The sequence below is a fragment of the Vagococcus zengguangii genome, from assembly GCF_005145005.1.
Taxonomy (GTDB): Bacteria; Bacillota; Bacilli; order Lactobacillales; family Vagococcaceae; genus Vagococcus_A; species Vagococcus_A zengguangii.
Window position 1 is genome coordinate 376,697 of the sequence record NZ_CP039712.1, and the last position, 18,894, is coordinate 395,590.

Below are 18,894 nucleotides of genomic sequence, written 5' to 3' on the forward strand. Positions count from 1 at the left end.
AACTAAAGGAGTTCATATGAGAAATATTAAATTAACGATCGAATATGACGGTCGTCGCTACTTAGGTTGGCAACGTCTAGGCGATTCTGATAAAACCATTCAAGGGAAAATCGAGAGTACCTTGAAACAAATGACCGGTGAAACAATTGAAATTATTGGCTCAGGTCGAACAGACGCTGGGACACATGCTCGTGGTCAAGTCGCGAACTTCAAGACGACTTCAGACTTAACCCGTGAACAAATGTTGTCGTTTTTAAATCGTTATTTACCAAATGACATGGTCATTACTAAAGTCGAAGAGATGCCAGAACGTTTTCATGCCCGTTATAACGTCAAAGGAAAGCAATATTCATATTATGTTTGGAATAGCGAAGTACCAACAGCATTAGAACGCCACACTAGTTTTCATGTTAAGCAAGCACTCGATCTTGAAAAAATGCAGCTAGCTTGTCAAAAATTAACAGGTCAACATGATTTTATCGGTTTTTCTTCTCTGAAAAAAACTAAAAAATCAACGGTTCGCACGATTGAAGCTATCAACGTTAATCAGTATGGCAATTTGTTAGAATTTCAGTTTGTGGGGGATGGTTTCCTTTATAACATGGTTCGTATCATGATGGGCACGATTATCGAAATTGGTTTAGGAAAGTTACCAGTTGAAGTAATTGATGAAATTTTTGCAAAGAAAGTCCGTCAACAAGCCGGTGAAACTGTACCAGCCCACGCTTTATTTTTAGATGAAGTGTATTATTAAATAATTAAACATAAACCTTGCTGGATTCTTTTTAAGATAAGCAAGGTTATTTTATATCGTTGTAAACTTGCCTGATAGATGACGAGGAAACCTTGAGCCTCATTAATAATTTATTAAAAAGACGAATATGTCACGTTATGGCTATTAAGATACGTTATAATTGAATTATATATGGATGTATAGAGAAATCAGTATTTATATGTATAAAAGTTAAGAAAAATGAAGGTGTCTCTCAGGGGTGAAATATGTCAGAAAATAGTCATCAGTTAAAAAGAACATTAGGATTTACCGTTGCTTTAACCACTATCATTGGAATTGTTATCGGATCGGGAATATTTTTCAAACCTTATGCGATATTTCGAGCAACAGGTGGAGAACCGGGTTTAGGGATTTTAGCTTGGATCTTGGCGGGGCTACTGTCTTTAGCTGGCGCATTAACCGCGTCAGAAATTGCAGCCATGATTCCTAAAACAGGCGGAATGGTTACTTATTTACACGATATTTTTGGACCGAAAATTGGCTTCTTATCAGGATGGGTGGATTCATCGTTGTATCAAACAGGTTCCATCGCTGCTGTAGCAGTTGTTTTTGGCGTCCAAGCATCGAGTTTGCTCGGTCTTGATCCGAATGCCTACTGGCCTAAAGTCGTGATTTCCATTGTGACGATAGTTTTTTTAGGCTATTTATGTAATTTAGGTGCTGAGGCAAGTGGTCGCTTACAAATGGTCTTAACGCTATGTAAAATGATACCGATTACATTGATTGTGGTGGTGAGTTTTGTGAAAGGAACAGGACACGATGTGTTAACCCCACTCGTAGGACCAGAAATTGACCCAGGAAAAGCTTTTTCATTAGCGCTTTTAGCTGCCTTATTTGCCTTTGATGGTTGGATAAGTGTCGGTATGTTAGCGGGAGAAATGAAAAATCCCAGTAAAGATTTACCGCGAGCATTAATTCTTGGTTTAACCATCGTGTCATTAATTTATGTGGTCATTAATATCGCTTATTTATGGGTAATGCCAGCAAATCAATTGATGTTAACAGAAACGCCAGCTGCGGATGTTTCTAGAGTGTTATTTGGACGTTCAGGTGGACAACTTGTATCCATTGGCATTTTAATTTCTGTGTTTGGTAGTTTAAATGGTTTTATTATGACAGCTGCACGTTCCACGTATACGTTTGCTGAAACAAGAAAAATTCCTTTTAGTGAGGCATTGATGAAAGTCAATGATAACGGGTCACCAGTAAATGCGACGTGGTTTGTTGTTATCGTCTCAAGTATTTATTGCTTAACGGGCAAGTTTGATTTATTAACTGATTTATCTACCTTTATGGTATGGATTTTTTACTGCTTAACTTTTTATGGCGTGATTAAATGGCGTCGCGAACGACCAGATGCTATTCGACCTTACAAAGTGCCACTATATCCGGTGATACCAATAATTGCGATTATGGGAGGCGGCTATGTCGTTATTAGCACCTTGATTACGCAGTTTACTTATGCTATTTCAGGTATTATCATCATGCTGGCAGGTTTGCCAATTTATTATTATTACACCATGAAAGAAACGAAAGCAAGTGGCTACCCAGTGAAATCTGAAGATTAAGTAAAAACCTCGGGAACGTTTCTCGAGGTTTTATTGATGTTAAATAGGAGCTCTAATCAATGAACGACCATAGCTCTCAGCTGAAGATGATTAAGTTTTTTTATTAAAAAAGAAGTTAGTGAGGTGCCAAATATGACGAGTATAGTGATACGTTCGCCACGCCATGAAAATAAATAGTGCTAATAGGATGATGACTGGAAAAAGGGTACTTACCTTAAAATTATTAGCGTATGAAATTTTTAAGGTGCCAAAAAAAATAAGGCCGATAAGGCAAAAGAATATCAAATTTAGTAGATAGAGTAAACAAGAGGAGATATACTGCCTTTTTTTCCTTTTGTCGTATTCAGCTCTAAAAAATAGTTCATCTCCTAGAAATAACAAGAAATCGCCAATTAATTCGATAAGTATTGCCATTTGTTATTCTCCTTCGGTATAGTTATCATGTTTAGCAGCAAATGTACGCCCACGAAAATCAAGCATCATTAAGATGAATGTGATAATGGTGAAAACTGGTAAGACAACCCAATTAATTAATACAAGCCAACCACTCGTCGTGTTTGAGAAAGTGGCAAATGAAACAATAACTAACAGTGTTTCGATGACTTCAGCAATTTTACTTGCAGTCGTATAACGACTATGATAATTTTGATAGACATTTTTATGATAATTTCTATTTTTAAACATCTGATCTCCTTTTTATTCGTTCCTTTTTTGATAGGTTAACACGATTTCTTTGAGTATTCAACATTATCAATTTCTAAATTTTGTTAAACTAATGATTATTGGCTCGTCTTTTATTTGCCTTTTACTTTGACTATGGCTTATGCTATATAAGAAGAAAATAGGGGGTATTATGATGAATATTGCAGTATACTGTGCTTCAGCGATGGGGATTAACCCAATTTATGCTGAAAAATCCCGTGAGCTTGGCCAATGGATGGCAAGCGAAGGGTATGATTTAGTTTACGGCGGCTCAAAATTAGGGTTGATGGGTGTCTTAGCTAGAGAACTAATTGAAGCTAAGCGTCAAACAATCGGTGTCATGCCACATTTTTTGGCAGATAATGAGATTACGCAAGAGGGATTGACCGAATTGCTATATGTTGACACAATGCATGAGCGTAAACAAAAGATGATTGACTTGGCGGATGTCTTTATAGCGATGCCAGGTGGTCCGGGAACATTAGAGGAAATCAGTGAAGTCGTTTCGTGGAGTCGTATTGGCCAACATGATAAACCATGTATTTTTTATAATGTGAATGGTTATTACGATTTATTGGCGCAGTTTTTTGATCAGATGGTAACAGAAGGTTTTCTTTTTGCCAGTGATCGTGAAGCGCTCTTGTTCTCAGATTCGTTAATAGAGATTCAAGCATTTATAACAAATTATACCCCACCAACTAAACGGGTTTATGATAAATAAGGAGTCTCTATGAAAACATTAATTATTTTATCGCATCCAGATGTTAGTGGTTCAAGTACGCAACAATTTTTGATGGCGGCAACTCAGACATTAGAAAACGTCACACTGCATCATTTAGAAAAATACTATCCACAAGGAAATATCAATCGTGAGTATGAACAAACATTGATAGCTGACCATGACCGGATTATCTTCCAATTCCCATTGTACTGGTATAGTTCACCCGCCACGTTGAAAGAATGGCAAGATGTTGTACTAGATGAGAAAAAAATTGACGACTGGCAAGGTAAAGAATTCGGCATCGTTGTGATTGCGGGAGTGGCTAAAAAAGAATACCAAGCGGGTGGTCGTGAGATTTTTACCATGGATGAATTGATGCGTCCGTACCAAGCTGTTGCCAATAAATTTAAGTGGCAATATTTACCGATTTTTGGCATTTATCAGTTCGCCTATATGACGGAAAGCTGTAAGCAAAAATTATTGATTCGTTATCAACAATATATTATGTTAGGGAATTCGCAAAGTTTAGCAGATCGTATGGCTTGGTTTCAACATCAGCTAACTGAGGTTTCTAGAACTAAAGAAGCAAGTGTGCAACACAAAATTGACTTAATTAAAGAACAGCTACAAGCAAATCAAGAAGAACTAGAGATGTTGCGTTTTACCTTAGATGAATTGGAGTAGACCTGGTATGGAAGAAAAAAATTGGCTATTAACAGAGATTGATGATTTGTTGACACAAGTGACCTCTTATGAGGAAAAGGCGTTATATTTATCCTTAAAAAAATTAATTGCAGAGCAATACAATCGATTAGAACAACTAGAAGGCCAACTAGATGGAACACTTTGGAGCCCCAAAGAATGGGGCGGGAATTAATATTAGATTGATGGACTATAACTAATGCTTTCTCGATAATTGAGAAGCTAGTTATAGTTTTTTTAATCTTCGTTATGAAATGTTTTTTTAGTTTTTTCAAATAAAACTTGAAAAAACGTTTTACAATCTTTATAATGAAAGCGTAAACAAAAATATTATTTAAGGAGAAGGAAAATGGATAAAATTACACAATTTGTCGAAACTAAAATAGCACCACCATTAATTAAATTTTCACAGTTAAAATATGTACAGGTAATTCAGCGAACTGGTTTAGGGATTATGAGTCTTTTAGTTATCGGTTCATTATTTTTATTATTAGCATCATTTCCTAATGATACGTATTTAAATTTCTTAGGTGAGTTCAGATGGACATTAGCGGCAGCATCTGGGGTGGGTACGTCGTTTATTGCACTTTTTACTGTTATTACGACTTCATATGCTTTAGTTGAATGGTACAACCAAAATAAGAATGAGAAAATGGACATAGTTCAACCGATGATTTTAGCTGTTGCATCATTTTTATTAATCAATCCTGCTCAAACAGTCTCAACTATTGTTGAAGGTTCTAAAGAGCCTGGTAGTTTTTCAGGAGTGCCTTCAGCAGCATTAGGTGCTTTAGGGGTTTTCTCAGCTATTTTAGTGGGTATTGTAACAGTCGAAATGTATCGATTCTTTATTCGTAAAAAAATAGTAATGAAACTACCTGAAGGTGTACCAGCAATGGTATCAAATGCTTTTACAGCTTTAATTCCTTCATTCTTCGTTATTGTGTTTTGGTGGTTGATTAGTGCAGTATTACATATTAACATTAACGAATTGATTACATCAGTTTTCGAACCATTAGTAAAAGTTGGAGATAGCTCGATTGCAGTAATCATTGTCACTTTACTAAATCGAATCTTATGGTCAGTTGGTATTCATGGTAGTAATATTGTTTCGGGTGTTGCTGGTACATTCTGGACTCAAATGATGACAGCTAACCAAACAGCTATGCAAGCTGGAGAGCCGCTACCTTATACCTTTACAAGCGTCTTTATGGATAATTACATTTGGACTGGTTTATTCCCGTTAGCATTAATGCTAACACGTTCCAAAGTAGCACGTCTAAAAGGGATGGGGGCGTTAGCTCTACCTGCCGCTGTTTTTAATATCGGAGAACCATTGATTTTTGGTTTACCTATTATGATGAATCCGATTTTAATGATTCCATTTACTCTATCTTCATTAGTTTTAGCGATTACTTCTGTTATCGGTCGAGTATTAGGCTGGATTCCAGTTCCTGTTCTGAATGTTCCATGGATAACTCCCGCACCAATTAAGGCATTTTTAGCTGCTAATGGTAGTTGGGCAGCTTTAATCTTTGTTGTATTTGGTTGGGTTGTTTCATATTTTATATATTTACCATTTGTAAAAGCTTTAGAGAAACAAGAACTTGTTGTTGAAGAAACAATGGAGTAGAGGGGAAATCATGACATCAAAATTATTTGGAATTTCAGTTTATTTGCAAGATCTATCAGAGGAGTATATTAGAAGTGCTTCAGAAAATGGGGCTCGTTATATCTTTACTTCGTTACATATTCCCGAAGAGGATTTATCCCGGGCAACAGAACAGCTTGATGAGTTAATAACATATTGTCATCAATATAATATGTTATTAGTTCCCGATGTATCCCCCGTAACATTTGAAAAATTAAAAATTCCTGCGGGAGATTTCAAAGAATTAAAAGAGATGGGGATTAAAGCAATCAGGCTAGATTATGGTTTTGATGACATTGATCGTATAAAATCATTGCAAGAAGATTTTGAAATTATTTTAAATGCTAGCACATTGAATGAAACATTCATTACAGAAGCCTTGGCTTACGGCGTGGATTTACAAAGAATTATTGCTATTCATAATTTTTATCCTAAAAATGAAACAGGTCTATCACTACAATCAGTCAAACTTATGAATGAGATATTTTTAAAATATGAGATTCCAGTGATGGCTTTTGTGACAGGAGATGCATTGAAACGCTTTCCTTTGTTCGAAGGATTACCAACTGTTGAAAGTCACCGAACGAAACACCCTTACGTTGCAACAGTTGAATTAATTGAATGCACGAATTCTTCTGGTGTGATGATTGGTGATAGCCAAGCTTATGCCAGCACATTACGTTTTATTAGAGATTATCTTCAAAATAAAGTTATCACCTTACCTATTTATTTAGATAAACGTTATCATGACCTATTTAGTCAAACATTAACAAGTCGCCGTGATGTCTCTGAAAAGATTGTTCGTTTGACTACACCAAGATGCTCAGGGATTAGACCAGAAAATAATGGTGACCGTCAATTTGGCGATATTATTCTGTTAAATGATTTATCTAATCGTTACGGAGGAGAAATCCAACTTTGTAAAATGTCTTTACCATTTTATTCAGGCGGAAATAAAATTGGCTTTGTTCATCCTGATTTTAAAGAATTATTACATTTTATTGATGGATCCCATGTCATTAAATTTGTACCTTTGGAGGTGCTAGATTGATAGAGTTAAGTAAAAAAGTCGGTTCATTGTTTGTAATAGGATTTGAAGGAACCTCTGTTAGTCCGGAATTACGCCAATTAATGACTGATTATCATATCGGTAGTGTGATTTTATTTAGTCGAAATATTACATCGGCTGAACAATTAAAAAAATTAACTACTGAAATACAAGCGACTGCTCAAGAAGTTGGATATGAACATCCTGTATTAATTTGTCTAGATCAAGAGAACGGTGTGATTCGTAGGATAACAGAAGATATCACACTGTTTCCTGGACAAATGTCTCAAGCAGCTACTAATGATCCGAGTATAGCAAGAAAAATAGCAGAAGCAACGGCGATTGAATTGAAAAATCTAGGTATAAATTGGAATTTAGCGCCTGTTGCGGATATTAATAACAATCCTGAAAATCCAATTATCGGTGTGCGTTCTTTTGGTGACCAACCAGAAAAAGTTGCACAATATGTTGGAGAAGCACTAGCAGGCTACCAAGCGCAGCATATGATTAGTTCAGTTAAACATTTTCCAGGTCATGGTGATACAATGGTAGATTCACACTTGGCAGTGCCAGTGATTGAAAAAAGCTTGGACGAGTTAAAGCAAATGGAGTTAGTGCCTTTTGAACGAGCTATTACGTTGAATTGTGATACGATTATGATTTCTCATATAATATTCTCTTCATTAGATAGTCAACCCGCTAGTATCTCAAAGCTCTTAATTACTGATTTACTGCGCGATGAGTTAGGTTATAAAGGTGTGGTTGTTTCAGATTGTTTAGAGATGGACGCAATTAGTCAGACGGTAGGCGTTGTTGAAGGAAGTTATCAAGCGTTTAATGCGGGAGCAGATTTATTGATGATTTCGCATACATACGAAAAACAGATAGCTGCTATGGACCATCTAATTGCTAAAATCAAGCAAGGTGAAATTAGCGAGCAACGGCTAGAAAAATCACTAGAGCGTATGGAACAATTAATTTCTAAACACTCAATCGATTTTGATTTTGAGTTAAGTTCATTCGAAAAAAAAGAACATGAGGAATTAGCTGAAAAGGCTTATCAAATGGGATGTGTGAATATGGTACCATCATCTATTACATCTCCATTGATCACTGAAGATGATAAAATAGTGGTATTGTTCCCTGATGAGAAAAATTTATTGCGTGTGGAAGATATTCATAATGCGTATGATTTCGATAAAATTTTTAAGGAACTCACAAATGATACCACCTTTGTAACATACAATCACCAAGGTTTAATTGATTGTAAACATGAGGAATTATTAACAACTCTCGGTCAAAATGACAAAATAATGTTGTTCACAGTGAATGTTAACATGAATGACTGGTTGGTTAATTTTTCAAGTCAACTAATCTTACCAACTGTTCATTTCGTTATGAGAAATCCGTATGATCTTGATAAGTTATCTTTACCTAATCGCTTGGCAGGTGTAGTAATGTTTGAACCAACTCAAGCAGTGATAACTCAAGCGATGAACCATTTAGATGATTTGACCTATTTTACTGGCGAAATGCCTATTAGACTGCAAGATAATTAATTAGAAGTGATAAATGATAACGTAATGAGACTAGGTATCTATGAAGTCTTATAAATTCGTTACATTTATCACTTTTTTTGTACAAATAGCTTATAATGAAAGATAGAAAAACAGGAAACAGGAGTGGGTTGTAATGAGTGTTATAAAAAAAATAAACGTAATGATTGATGAAATGTCAAATTCTGAAAGGAAAGTTGCAGAATATATTTGTCAATTTCCAGAACAAGTAACAATGTTAACAACAACGGAATTAGCAAATTTAGCTGATACTAGTGCCGCTGCAGTGATTAGAATGTTAAAAAAAATTGGCCTTACTAGTTTTAGCGAGATGAAAATGGCTCTCTCTCTAGAGATCAGTAAGGGAGTAGAAGAGGGATACTCTGATATTACAGGTTCTGAATCATTAGAAGATATTAAGTACAAGCTGTTGGGAAATTCTTATCAAACTATGTTAGATACCGTTGAAAATATCGAGGGTAAAATGATTAGCCAAGCTATTGAGATAATTAAACAAGCCCCGGTTATCTATTTGTATGGCGTAGGCGCGTCCAAATTAGTCGCGATTAATTTACAACAAAAGTTTAGTCGAATCGGAAAAATTGTTATTTTTGAAGAAGATTTTCATTCGTTGCTCCCTATGATAATAAGTTCTTCGCCGGATAATTTGTTTATAGGTATTTCTAATTCAGGCGAGAATGATGAAGTGATTAAATTATTGAATCATGCTAAGAACAATCAGCTTAAACGAATAGGGGTTTCGAAATTTGGAAAACATCGTCTTAATGAGTTAGTTGATATCAATTTACAAATTATGAAACCAAATGAAGCGACCATAAGAAGTGGGGCGACAACTTCATTACATGCGTATTATATACTGATAGACATCTTGTTCTTTATGTATATGAACACGGATTTTGAAGGAAACTATCAATTAATAAAGCGTAGCTTTGAGGTGGGGAAAGGGAATTATTAACTTGATTTGCGTTGTTTGAAATTTATTTATAAAAAGTAGCTTAAAGAATCTTTTTGCTACTTTTTATTTTTTTGACAAAAAGTTTAGGGTTGCCTAAAACTTTTTTGTGGTATACAATTCAATTAAGAAGAGGAGGTGGTTTGATTGTTAGAAATCAAACACTTAACAGTGGCGTATCAAGGGAATATGATATTAAATCGTGTTTCAACTAATATTCCTTTAAATCAAATGATCGGTATTATCGGGCCAAACGGTTCAGGTAAATCAACATTCCTAAAAGGTCTTTTATCTTTGATAAAAACGGAAAGTGGTAGAGTGACGGTCAATGGTAAAGATATTTTGGCGCCAGATACTCATGTCGCTTATGTGCCACAAAAGGCAGAAGTTGATACAACGTTTCCGATAACCGTCTTTGAAACGGTTCTGATGGGGACCTATCCGACGTTAAAAAAATGGCAACGACTAGGTAAAGAACAAAAAGCTATTGCACAAGCGTGTATTGAACGACTGGGGTTAGAAGATTTCACCAAACGAGGATTGAATGAATTGTCTGGAGGCCAATTACAACGCGTTTTTATCGCTAGAGCTTTAGCACAACAGGCCGATTTATTATTATTAGATGAACCATTTGTAGGAATCGACATTGTTAGTGAGCAAGTCATCATGGAAGTTCTAAAAGAATTGGTTTCTCAAGATAAAACCATTTTGATGGTTCATCATGACTTGGCCAAAGTGCCTCAATATTTTGACTATGTCTTACTTATTAATCAAGGGATTGTCGCGCAAGGCCCGGTCGCTGATACCTTTACGAGTGAAACGTTGCAACAAGTTTATGGTACGTGGATGGGGGATATGATACCAACTAATGATGTTCCGACACTAAACGTCAAGCAAGCAGAAAGGAAGGTAGCAGGATGAGTGTTATTTTTAGTTTAGCAGATTTCTTTAATGTGCCAGTCAGTATGATGACGGCCTTGATTGCTTCGACGCTGATTGGTTTAACGAGTGGCATGTTGGGAAGTTTTATTGTCCTTAGAAGATTATCGTTGATGGGCGATGCGTTATCACATGCGGTCTTGCCAGGAGTGGCCATTTCCTATTTATTGGGACTTCCAATGATGATTGGTGCCACTTTCTTTGGTGTATTGGCAGCGGCTTTGATTGAGTTCATTACGAAGAAAAGCACGATTAAAACCGATAGTTCAATTGGCATTATCTTGAGCAGTTTTTTCGCTTTAGGAGTTATTTTGATTAGTAAAGCTCAGAGCGGCACAGACTTAAACCACATTTTGTTTGGGAATGTCTTAGCCGTAACCCCTCAAGAATTATTACAGTCACTTATTATTTTAGTTGTGGTACTAGCCTTAGTCATAGTGTTTTACCAAGGATTCTTTATTAGTTCATTTGATCCGGTAATTGCGCAAAGTTACGGGATTAACACTAACTTTTATCATTATTTACTGATGGTGTTGTTAACGATTTTTACGGTTTCTGCTTTATCGCAAGTTGGGATTGTGATGGTGATTGCGTTACTTGTGACTCCAGCAGCGACTATGTATTTATGGGTTAAAAATTTAAAACAGATGATGATTGGAGCCTCTCTTTTAGGCGTATTAATGGGCGTGTTGGGGGTCTTTGTTAGTTTCAACTATGACTTGCCAACTAGTTCAACAATCGTGTTAGTTGGGGCAGTTTTTTTCATCGTCTCATTTATTTTTTCTCCCAAAAATAACTTTATTAGAAGAAAGGAAACCATTGTCTCATGAAAAAACTTATAGGAATACTGAGTTTAGTTGCGCTGTTACTTATGGTGACGGCTTGTGGTAAAGAGTCAGATAGTGCAGATAAAAATAAATTAGAAGTTGTTGCCAGTTATTCGGTGATTGCGGATATGGTTCAAGAAGTAGGTGGGGATAAAGTCACAGTAACGAGTCTTGTAACGCGTGGTACGGATCCGCATAGCTATGAGCCAACGCCCCAGGATACGTTAGCAGTTGAAAAGGCCGATATTGTTTTATCTAATGGTTTGAATTTAGAAACAGGAAAAGGTTGGTATCAGAAATTAATCGAGAATAGTCGTAAAGAAGAGGTTAGCTTTGTTGTATCAGAAGGGGTGGCACCTAAATTTTTAACGACTAAGGGTGAAGAAGGGCAAGAAGATCCGCATGCTTGGTTGTCACTAAGCAATGGTCAACTGTATGTTGAAAATATTACCAAGTATTTAGGGCAAGTGGATCCTGACAATCAGGCTTATTATGAAGAAAATGCAAAAAATTATAACCAAACCCTACAAGAATTGTACGAAACAGGTAAGGAAAAGTTTGCGCAGATACCTGAAAAACAACGCGTATTAGTTACAAGTGAAGGGGCCTTTAAATATTTTGCGGAAGCCTTTAATTTGCAAGCAGAATTTATTTGGGAAATTAATACCGATACCCAAGGCACGCCGGAGCAAATTCAGCGCGTTGCTTCTATTATTAAAGAAAACAAGGTGCCGGCATTGTTTATTGAGACCAGTGTTTCACCCAAAACAATGGAAGCGGTCAGTCGTGAAACACAAACGCCTATCGTTTCAACCGTTTTTACCGATTCATTAGCTAAAGAAGGTGAAGAGGGCGATACGTATTATGACATGATGGCTTGGAATATTGAACACATTTCAACTGGTTTATTAGGTGATTAGCAAAAAATAAAGAATTATCGTTGACAACCATCTAGGAATTTGATATTATAGGTAGGTCGAGAAATCAAGCAGAAGCTCCCGCTTCTCGCCTTAGTGATTATTATTGCTGGGCTAGATAATTCTTTTGATAGGTAACTATCTATATGGAATAAATGGGGGTTCTTTGCGAAAAGAACTCTTTTTTTCTGCCATTTTCTCTAAAAAATATTATTAAGAGGTGAATGACCATAGCTAAAGATATGATGGTGAACGACGGCATTCGTGCACGTGAGTTACGATTAATTTCTCAAGATGGTGATCAATTAGGAGTTAAAACAAAAGCAGAGGCCTTAGCAATCGCTGAAGCAGCTAACTTAGATGTTGTGCTTGTGTCCCCTAATGCTAAACCACCAGTTGCTCGTATCATGGACTACGGAAAATTCCGTTTTGAGCAACAAAAGAAAGCCCGCGAAGCTCGCAAAAAACAAAAAGTAGTGAACGTTAAGGAAGTTAGATTAAGTCCAACGATTGAAGCTAATGACTTTAATACTAAACTACGTCAAGCACGTAAGTTTCTGGAAAGTGGAGATAAAGTTAAAGCATCTATCCGTTTTAGAGGTCGTGCCATTACGCATAAGCAGATTGGTCAGGACGTCTTAACACGCTTTGCAGAGGAAGCTAAAGATATTGCCGACATCGAAGTTAAACCTAAGATGGAAGGCCGTAGCATGTTTCTAATGCTGGCACCAAAAAACGAGAAGTAAGAATAGATTTTGAGGAGGAAATACCAATGCCAAAAATGAAAACTCACCGCGGATTAGCGAAACGTGTTAAACGTACAGGTGGTGGCGGATTGAAACGCTTCCGTGCATTTACAAGTCACCGTTTCCACGGAAAAACTAAAAAACAACGTCGTCAATTACGTCGTCCAAGTATGGTATCAAAAGGCGATTTCAAACGTATTCGTCAACAATTAACTTACTTGAAAAAATAGTAATCAGTAGAATAGTACAGAAAACAGAATTGAAAACCCGAGGAGGAATTTTACATGGCACGTGTTAAAGGTGGTTACACAACCCGTCAACGTCGTAAAAAAGTGCTTAAGTTAGCTAAAGGCTACTATGGCTCAAAACATACATTATACAAAACAGCAAAAGAACAAGTGATGAAATCTTACAGCTACGCTTACAGAGATCGTCGTCAGAAAAAACGTGATTTCCGTAAATTATGGATCGCACGTATCAACGCTGCTGCTCGCATGAACGGCTTAAGCTACAGCAAAATGATGCACGGTTTAAAATTAGCTGAGGTTGACATCAACCGTAAAATGTTAGCTGAATTAGCTGTTAACGATGCTGCTGCATTCACTGCATTAGCTGATACTGCTAAAGACGCTTTAGCTAAATAATTAAAAGATAGTTGATTTATCAACGTTTTAGGCTCTTCTCTTAATGAGAGGAGCCTTTTTGAATACCCTTTTGAATACCCCTTGACTCATTTTTCATAAAATTAGCAAACGTATGGGCAGTTTCCGCCTTTTCTCCTTGTTTTAGATGATAATGAATCATAGAATTATTAAGTAAATTAATAGAAATCGTTTTCTATAAGGTGTATTTAGTTTATAATAAAGGGTATAGAATCTAAATTGGAGTGTGTATAATGACAAATTATCAAGATGTATATCAACAATGGTTAGCTTACGATGAATTAGAGAACACATTAAAAATAGAATTAGCTGAAATGAATAATGATGAAGCAACGATTAAAGAAGCGTTCTATGCGCCTTTAGAATTTGGAACAGCAGGTATGCGTGGTATTTTAGGGGCAGGTATTAACCGCATGAACATCTATACAGTACGTCAAGCGACAGCTGGTTTAGCACAGTTAATTAAAGATAAAGGCGAGCGTGCGATGGCGCGTGGTGTCGTGATTGCTTATGATTCACGTCATCAATCACCAGAATTTGCACTTGAATCAGCTCGTGTTTTAGCAAAAGCTGGCATTAAAGCGTATGTTTTTGAAGGGTTACGTCCAACGCCAGAATTATCATTTGGTGTCCGTGAATTAAACGCTGTGGCAGGTATTATGATCACAGCAAGTCACAATCCTAAAGAATACAATGGTTATAAAGTTTATGGTGAAGATGGCGGCCAAATGCCACCACATGATGCCAATACAGTGATTAACTATATTCGTAAAATCGACAATCCATTAACCGTTGCAGTAGCTGCAGAAGATGATCAATTAATCGAAATGATTGGTTCAGAAATCGATCAGCGTTATTTAGCTGAAATGACAGCTGTTACGATTGATCACGAATTAATCGCCCGTATGTCTGAAGATTTACAAATCGTCTACACGCCATTACATGGTACAGGAAAAATGTTAGTGGAACGTGGTTTAGCACAAGCTGGTTTTGAAAATGTGACAATTGTACCAGAACAGGCTAATCCAGATCCTGATTTTTCAACAGTTATATCGCCAAATCCAGAAGAATATTCAGCGTTTGAAAAAGCGATTGAATTAGCTGAACGCGTCGGTGCAGATGTTTTAATGGCAACGGACCCTGATGCTGACCGTGTGGGGGCTGCTGTCCGTTTAGCTAACGGAGAGTATCAAATTTTGAGTGGTAACCAATTAGGCGTGCTAATGTTAGATTATATCTTAAATGCGCTGAAGGAAGAAGGCACCTTACCAATTAACGGTGTCGCGTTAAAATCAATCGTGTCAACTGAAATGGCGCGTGCTGTTGCGCAAAGCTATGATGTTGAAATGGTAGATGTCTTAACAGGTTTCAAATTTATCGCTGAAAAAATTCAACAATATGAAGATGATAAGAGTAAAACATTCTTATTCGGTTTTGAAGAAAGCTATGGTTATTTAGTAAAAGACTTTGCTCGTGATAAAGATGCGGTTCAAGCAGTTGTTTTATTAGCCGAAGTAGCAGCGTACTATAAAGAAAAGGGCCAAACATTACATGATGGCTTAATGGACTTATATACTAAATATGGCACATATCTAGAAGAAACGATTTCTGTTACGATGCCTGGTGTTGAAGGTGTTGAGAAAATTAAAAACTTAATGAGATCTGTTCGTGAATTGGGAATGGAAGGTTTTGGCGGGATTGGTGTAACAGTGACAGAAGACTTCTTAACTGGTACACGTACACACTTAGATGGAAAAGTTGAAACAATGGACTATCCAAGTTCAGATGTCTTGAAATACTTCCTAGTTGACGGTAGTTGGGTAGCCATTCGTCCGTCAGGTACCGAGCCAAAAATTAAATTCTATATTGCAGCAAAAGCGGGTAATCACGAAGAAGCATCAAATAAGATAGCTAAAATTAAAGAGACGATTCAAGAATTACAAAAATAGTCGTTTCATATGATGTTAGACAGTTTTTAGACGTTTATCTAGACAAAGGAAGTGATGATGATGTCTAAACAAGTACCACCACATTCTTTAGCAGAATGGATTCCGAATGTTAGTCAACTCTATAAAGTATTAGGAGATAACACACGATTAAGGATATTAACGTTGTTGCTTAAGCGAGAACTAAACGTTTCGGAAATTTGTGCGCAATTGGGGTTAGAACAATCAACGGTTTCTCATCAACTACGCGTATTAAGAGAAAATCATATTGTCACTAATCGACGTGAAGGAAAAATTGTTTACTATTCACTTGAAGATCAACATGTGAGAGATATTTTAGTTGAAACCTTCACCCATGTGGCTCATACAGCTCAAGAATAATTAGCCCAATTATTACTATCTACTGAACGATTTGTTTGGTAGGTAGTTTTTTGTTGTGGTTTTTGGGGGGAACAAAGAGAAAATCTTTATCCAAACGCTACTTCATGCTATACTAGGAAGGATGAAAATTTTATCAAACCGATGAAAATTAAAGGAAAAGGTGCCGTCTCATGTAAAATAACAAGCTTTGCAAGGACAGTTAGATAAAATATTACGTGTATAAAGATAAAGGAGCAAGCAATTAATGACAGAACAATTAAAACAAGCCGTTGACACGCGTCGTACGTTTGCGATTATTTCCCATCCGGATGCGGGTAAAACAACGATTACAGAACAATTACTTTTATTTGGTGGCGCGATTCGTAACGCTGGAACAGTTAAAGGGAAAAAAACAGGAAACTTCGCAAAATCTGACTGGATGGAAATTGAGAAACAACGTGGTATCTCAGTAACAAGTTCGGTTATGCAATTTGATTTTGATGGTAAACGCGTCAACATCTTGGACACACCAGGGCATGAGGATTTCTCAGAAGATACTTACCGTACGTTAATGGCGGTAGATGCGGCCGTGATGGTAGTTGATACGGCTAAAGGTATCGAAGCACAAACGAAAAAACTTTTCCAAGTTTGTCGTATGCGTGGCATTCCAATTTTTACCTTCATGAACAAATTAGACCGTGATGGACGTGAACCGTTAGACTTATTAGAAGAACTAGAAGAAGTCTTAGAAATTGATTCGTATCCAATGAACTGGCCAATTGGGATGGGGAAAGGCTTAGAAGGGATTTACGATTTATTCCATAATCGTATTGAGTTATATCACCCAGAAAAATATGATGGTGAACGTTTCATTCCACTAAATGAAGACGGTGAAATTGAAGGTGAGCATGCATTAGCGCAAGACAGCATTTATTCACAAGTGTTAGAAGAAGTTGAACTAGTAAGAGAAGCTGGTAATGAATTTGATGAAGAAGCCATTGCAGCTGGCGAATTAACGCCAGTATTCTTTGGATCAGCCCTAACCAACTTTGGGGTAGAAACTTTCTTAGAAACTTTCTTACAATTTGCACCAAAACCTTCTGAGCATAAGACTCAAGCAGGTGAAGAAGTAAGCCCCTATGAGGAAGAGTTTTCAGGCTTTGTTTTCAAAATCCAAGCAAACATGAATCCGGCTCACCGTGATCGTATCGCATTTGTCCGTATTTGTTCGGGTGAATTTGAGCGTGGTATGGATGTCTTCTTAGAGCGTACAGGTAAGAAAATCAAATTAGCGAATGTAACGCAATTTATGGCGGATACGCGTGAGAATGTTGAAAATGCTGTAGCTGGAGATATTATTGGTCTTTACGATACAGGGAACTATCAAATTGGTGATACTATTTTCACAGGTAAACTGAAAGTTGCTTATGAAGAATTACCACAATTTACGCCAGAGATGTTTATGAAAGTAACAGCGAAAAATGTCTTGAAACAAAAGTCATTCCACAAAGGGATGGAACAGTTGGTTCAAGAAGGTGCAATTCAAATGTATAAAACGTACCATACTGGCGATTATATTATTGGTGCCGTTGGTCAACTACAGTTTGAAGTATTCCAACATCGTATGTTGAATGAATACAATACAGAAGTGATTATGACACCGATGGGCAAAAAAACGGCTCGTTGGATTGATCCAGAAATTTTAGATGAAAAAATGAGCTCAAGTCGTAACATTTTAGTACGTGACCGCTTTGATCAACCTTTATTCTTATTCGAAAATGAATTTGCGATGCGTTGGTTTAATGATAAGTACCCGGATGTTGAATTAAAAGCTTTATTATAAGAAATGAGGAATGGTATGGCGATTTAGCCATACCATTTTTTATATGTTTTTTCGTAAAAAGGTGGATTTTTGGTGTGAAGTGCTATTATAATGAGCTTAGGGAAACAACTATTTGTTGAGGGAGTTGCTTGTTCAACTATCGAACATTAACGGTCTTGTTAGGAAGATAATAATGATTATGTGAATGAACAGTAAAGGAGTGGAGGAACTATTAAAGAAAGTCAAAAAAGAATAATAGGAAGTTTAAGCTTAGTTGTAGTCGTACTCATGGCAATATCGGTTTATTTTTTTAAGGAACATCGAGATCCGATGCAAAATGCCAAAGCGATGATAAGTAAAGCAGAAAAAAATAATAAGGGTACCAAGCAAAAAGCAAGTAAACATAATTCAAGTGAAAATAATAAAGAATCGTTAACAACTGATACAACACAATCAACCGTTGAAACAATTGATCAACTGAAAGAGACAGTGCACCCATGGAATGAACCGTCAGAGCCAGCTTATCCCAATATTCAACATCCAGAAGCTATAAGTATTGAGGTATCAATCGCAGATCAACGGGTCTATATAAAAGAACAAGATAAGACAATATATACAATGATTTGTTCAACTGGTGACAGTAAAGCAGGAACACCAACACCGACAGGAGAATTTGTGATTGAACCAGAGCGAGGGGATAAATTTTATTGGGCAGATGACGATGACTGGGCCTATAATTGGGTTTCTTTTTCAGGACATGGTATCTATTTGTTTCATAGTGTCTTAATGTGGAATGAACATGAAGTGGAAGAAAAAGAAGCTGTTCGACTAGGACAAGAAGCTTCTCATGGTTGTATAAGACTGCCACTTCCGGATTCAAAATGGTTTTATGATAATATCACAACAGGAACTCCGGTGACGATTAGTTAAAGATTTTTGTGAGTGAGATGAGGTAGAAAAC

20 protein-coding genes and 1 other annotated feature are annotated in these 18,894 nt (G+C 36.7%); of the genes, 19 read left to right on the top strand and 1 reads right to left on the bottom strand.

Annotated elements, in window-relative coordinates; translation table 11 throughout:
• Positions 1–16: 16 nt before the first annotated feature.
• Both truA and FA707_RS01830 read left to right on the top strand, forming a co-directional pair.
• Positions 17–754, top strand: a complete 738-nt coding sequence (truA, locus tag FA707_RS01825; protein ID WP_136952625.1) for a tRNA pseudouridine(38-40) synthase TruA — start codon at positions 17–19, stop codon at positions 752–754.
• 245 nt (positions 755–999) lie between these two features.
• Positions 1,000–2,361, top strand: coding sequence for an APC family permease (locus FA707_RS01830; protein ID WP_136952626.1), 1,362 nt, complete (start codon positions 1,000–1,002; stop codon positions 2,359–2,361).
• A 417-nt stretch (positions 2,362–2,778) separates the two neighbouring features.
• Here FA707_RS01830 and FA707_RS01835 read toward each other — a convergent pair whose 3' ends face one another.
• Positions 2,779–3,045 (bottom strand): hypothetical protein, encoded by a 267-nt coding sequence (locus tag FA707_RS01835; protein WP_136952627.1) that lies wholly within the window; start codon positions 3,043–3,045, stop codon positions 2,779–2,781.
• Positions 3,046–3,217: 172 nt separating this feature from the next.
• Between FA707_RS01835 and FA707_RS01840 the strand changes: the two genes are divergently transcribed.
• The 17 genes from FA707_RS01840 to FA707_RS01920 all read left to right on the top strand — a co-directional run bounded on the left by FA707_RS01840 (position 3,218) and on the right by FA707_RS01920 (position 18,863).
• Positions 3,218–3,784 carry an LOG family protein gene (locus tag FA707_RS01840; RefSeq protein WP_136952628.1) on the top strand — a complete coding sequence of 189 codons (567 nt, stop codon included), beginning with the start codon at positions 3,218–3,220 and terminating at the stop codon, positions 3,782–3,784.
• Between the two features lie 9 nt (positions 3,785–3,793).
• On the top strand, positions 3,794–4,468 hold the full coding sequence (locus FA707_RS01845) for an NAD(P)H-dependent oxidoreductase (RefSeq protein ID WP_136952629.1): 675 nt from the start codon (positions 3,794–3,796) through the stop codon (positions 4,466–4,468).
• 7 nt (positions 4,469–4,475) lie between these two features.
• Positions 4,476–4,661 carry a hypothetical protein gene (locus FA707_RS01850; protein ID WP_136954150.1) on the top strand — a complete coding sequence of 62 codons (186 nt, stop codon included), beginning with the start codon at positions 4,476–4,478 and terminating at the stop codon, positions 4,659–4,661.
• Positions 4,662–4,835: 174 nt separating this feature from the next.
• On the top strand, positions 4,836–6,119 hold the full coding sequence (locus FA707_RS01855) for a PTS sugar transporter subunit IIC (RefSeq protein ID WP_136952630.1): 1,284 nt from the start codon (positions 4,836–4,838) through the stop codon (positions 6,117–6,119).
• Between the two features lie 10 nt (positions 6,120–6,129).
• Entirely contained in the window at positions 6,130–7,188 is a 1,059-nt protein-coding gene (locus tag FA707_RS01860; protein WP_136952631.1) for a MupG family TIM beta-alpha barrel fold protein, read from the top strand.
• Complete coding sequence (nagZ, locus tag FA707_RS01865) at positions 7,185–8,744, top strand: beta-N-acetylhexosaminidase (RefSeq protein ID WP_154299879.1); 1,560 nt, start codon at positions 7,185–7,187, stop codon at positions 8,742–8,744. Before FA707_RS01860 ends, nagZ begins: the two co-directional genes overlap by 4 nt.
• 133 nt (positions 8,745–8,877) lie before the next feature.
• The gene (locus FA707_RS01870) at positions 8,878–9,717 is read left to right on the top strand and encodes a MurR/RpiR family transcriptional regulator (RefSeq protein WP_136952633.1); all 840 of its coding nucleotides are present in this window, start codon (positions 8,878–8,880) and stop codon (positions 9,715–9,717) included.
• Between the two features lie 186 nt (positions 9,718–9,903).
• Complete coding sequence (locus FA707_RS01875; RefSeq protein WP_136954151.1) at positions 9,904–10,635, top strand: metal ABC transporter ATP-binding protein; 732 nt, start codon at positions 9,904–9,906, stop codon at positions 10,633–10,635.
• Positions 10,632–11,483, top strand: a complete 852-nt coding sequence (locus FA707_RS01880) for a metal ABC transporter permease (protein ID WP_136952634.1) — start codon at positions 10,632–10,634, stop codon at positions 11,481–11,483. The genes FA707_RS01875 and FA707_RS01880 overlap by 4 nt, the downstream gene beginning before the upstream one ends.
• Positions 11,480–12,400: a metal ABC transporter solute-binding protein, Zn/Mn family gene (locus FA707_RS01885; RefSeq protein WP_136952635.1), complete on the top strand. Its 921-nt coding sequence runs from the start codon at positions 11,480–11,482 to the stop codon at positions 12,398–12,400. Before FA707_RS01880 ends, FA707_RS01885 begins: the two co-directional genes overlap by 4 nt.
• Before the next feature lie 60 nt (positions 12,401–12,460).
• Positions 12,461–12,592: a sequence feature (ribosomal protein L20 leader region), on the top strand.
• A gap of 29 nt (positions 12,593–12,621) precedes the next feature.
• The gene (infC, locus tag FA707_RS01890; RefSeq protein ID WP_136952636.1) at positions 12,622–13,143 is read left to right on the top strand and encodes a translation initiation factor IF-3; all 522 of its coding nucleotides are present in this window, start codon (positions 12,622–12,624) and stop codon (positions 13,141–13,143) included.
• 26 nt (positions 13,144–13,169) lie between these two features.
• On the top strand, positions 13,170–13,373 hold the full coding sequence (gene rpmI / locus FA707_RS01895; RefSeq protein WP_135254455.1) for a 50S ribosomal protein L35: 204 nt from the start codon (positions 13,170–13,172) through the stop codon (positions 13,371–13,373).
• 54 nt (positions 13,374–13,427) lie between these two features.
• The gene (gene rplT, locus FA707_RS01900; protein ID WP_135254456.1) at positions 13,428–13,787 is read left to right on the top strand and encodes a 50S ribosomal protein L20; all 360 of its coding nucleotides are present in this window, start codon (positions 13,428–13,430) and stop codon (positions 13,785–13,787) included.
• 251 nt (positions 13,788–14,038) lie between these two features.
• Entirely contained in the window at positions 14,039–15,754 is a 1,716-nt protein-coding gene (locus FA707_RS01905; protein ID WP_136952637.1) for a phospho-sugar mutase, read from the top strand.
• A gap of 60 nt (positions 15,755–15,814) precedes the next feature.
• On the top strand, positions 15,815–16,132 hold the full coding sequence (locus FA707_RS01910) for an ArsR/SmtB family transcription factor (RefSeq protein WP_136952638.1): 318 nt from the start codon (positions 15,815–15,817) through the stop codon (positions 16,130–16,132).
• A gap of 244 nt (positions 16,133–16,376) precedes the next feature.
• Complete coding sequence (locus tag FA707_RS01915; RefSeq protein WP_136952639.1) at positions 16,377–17,954, top strand: peptide chain release factor 3; 1,578 nt, start codon at positions 16,377–16,379, stop codon at positions 17,952–17,954.
• A 267-nt stretch (positions 17,955–18,221) separates the two neighbouring features.
• Positions 18,222–18,863, top strand: coding sequence for a L,D-transpeptidase (locus tag FA707_RS01920; protein WP_246032333.1), 642 nt, complete (start codon positions 18,222–18,224; stop codon positions 18,861–18,863).
• Positions 18,864–18,894: the final 31 nt, after the last annotated feature.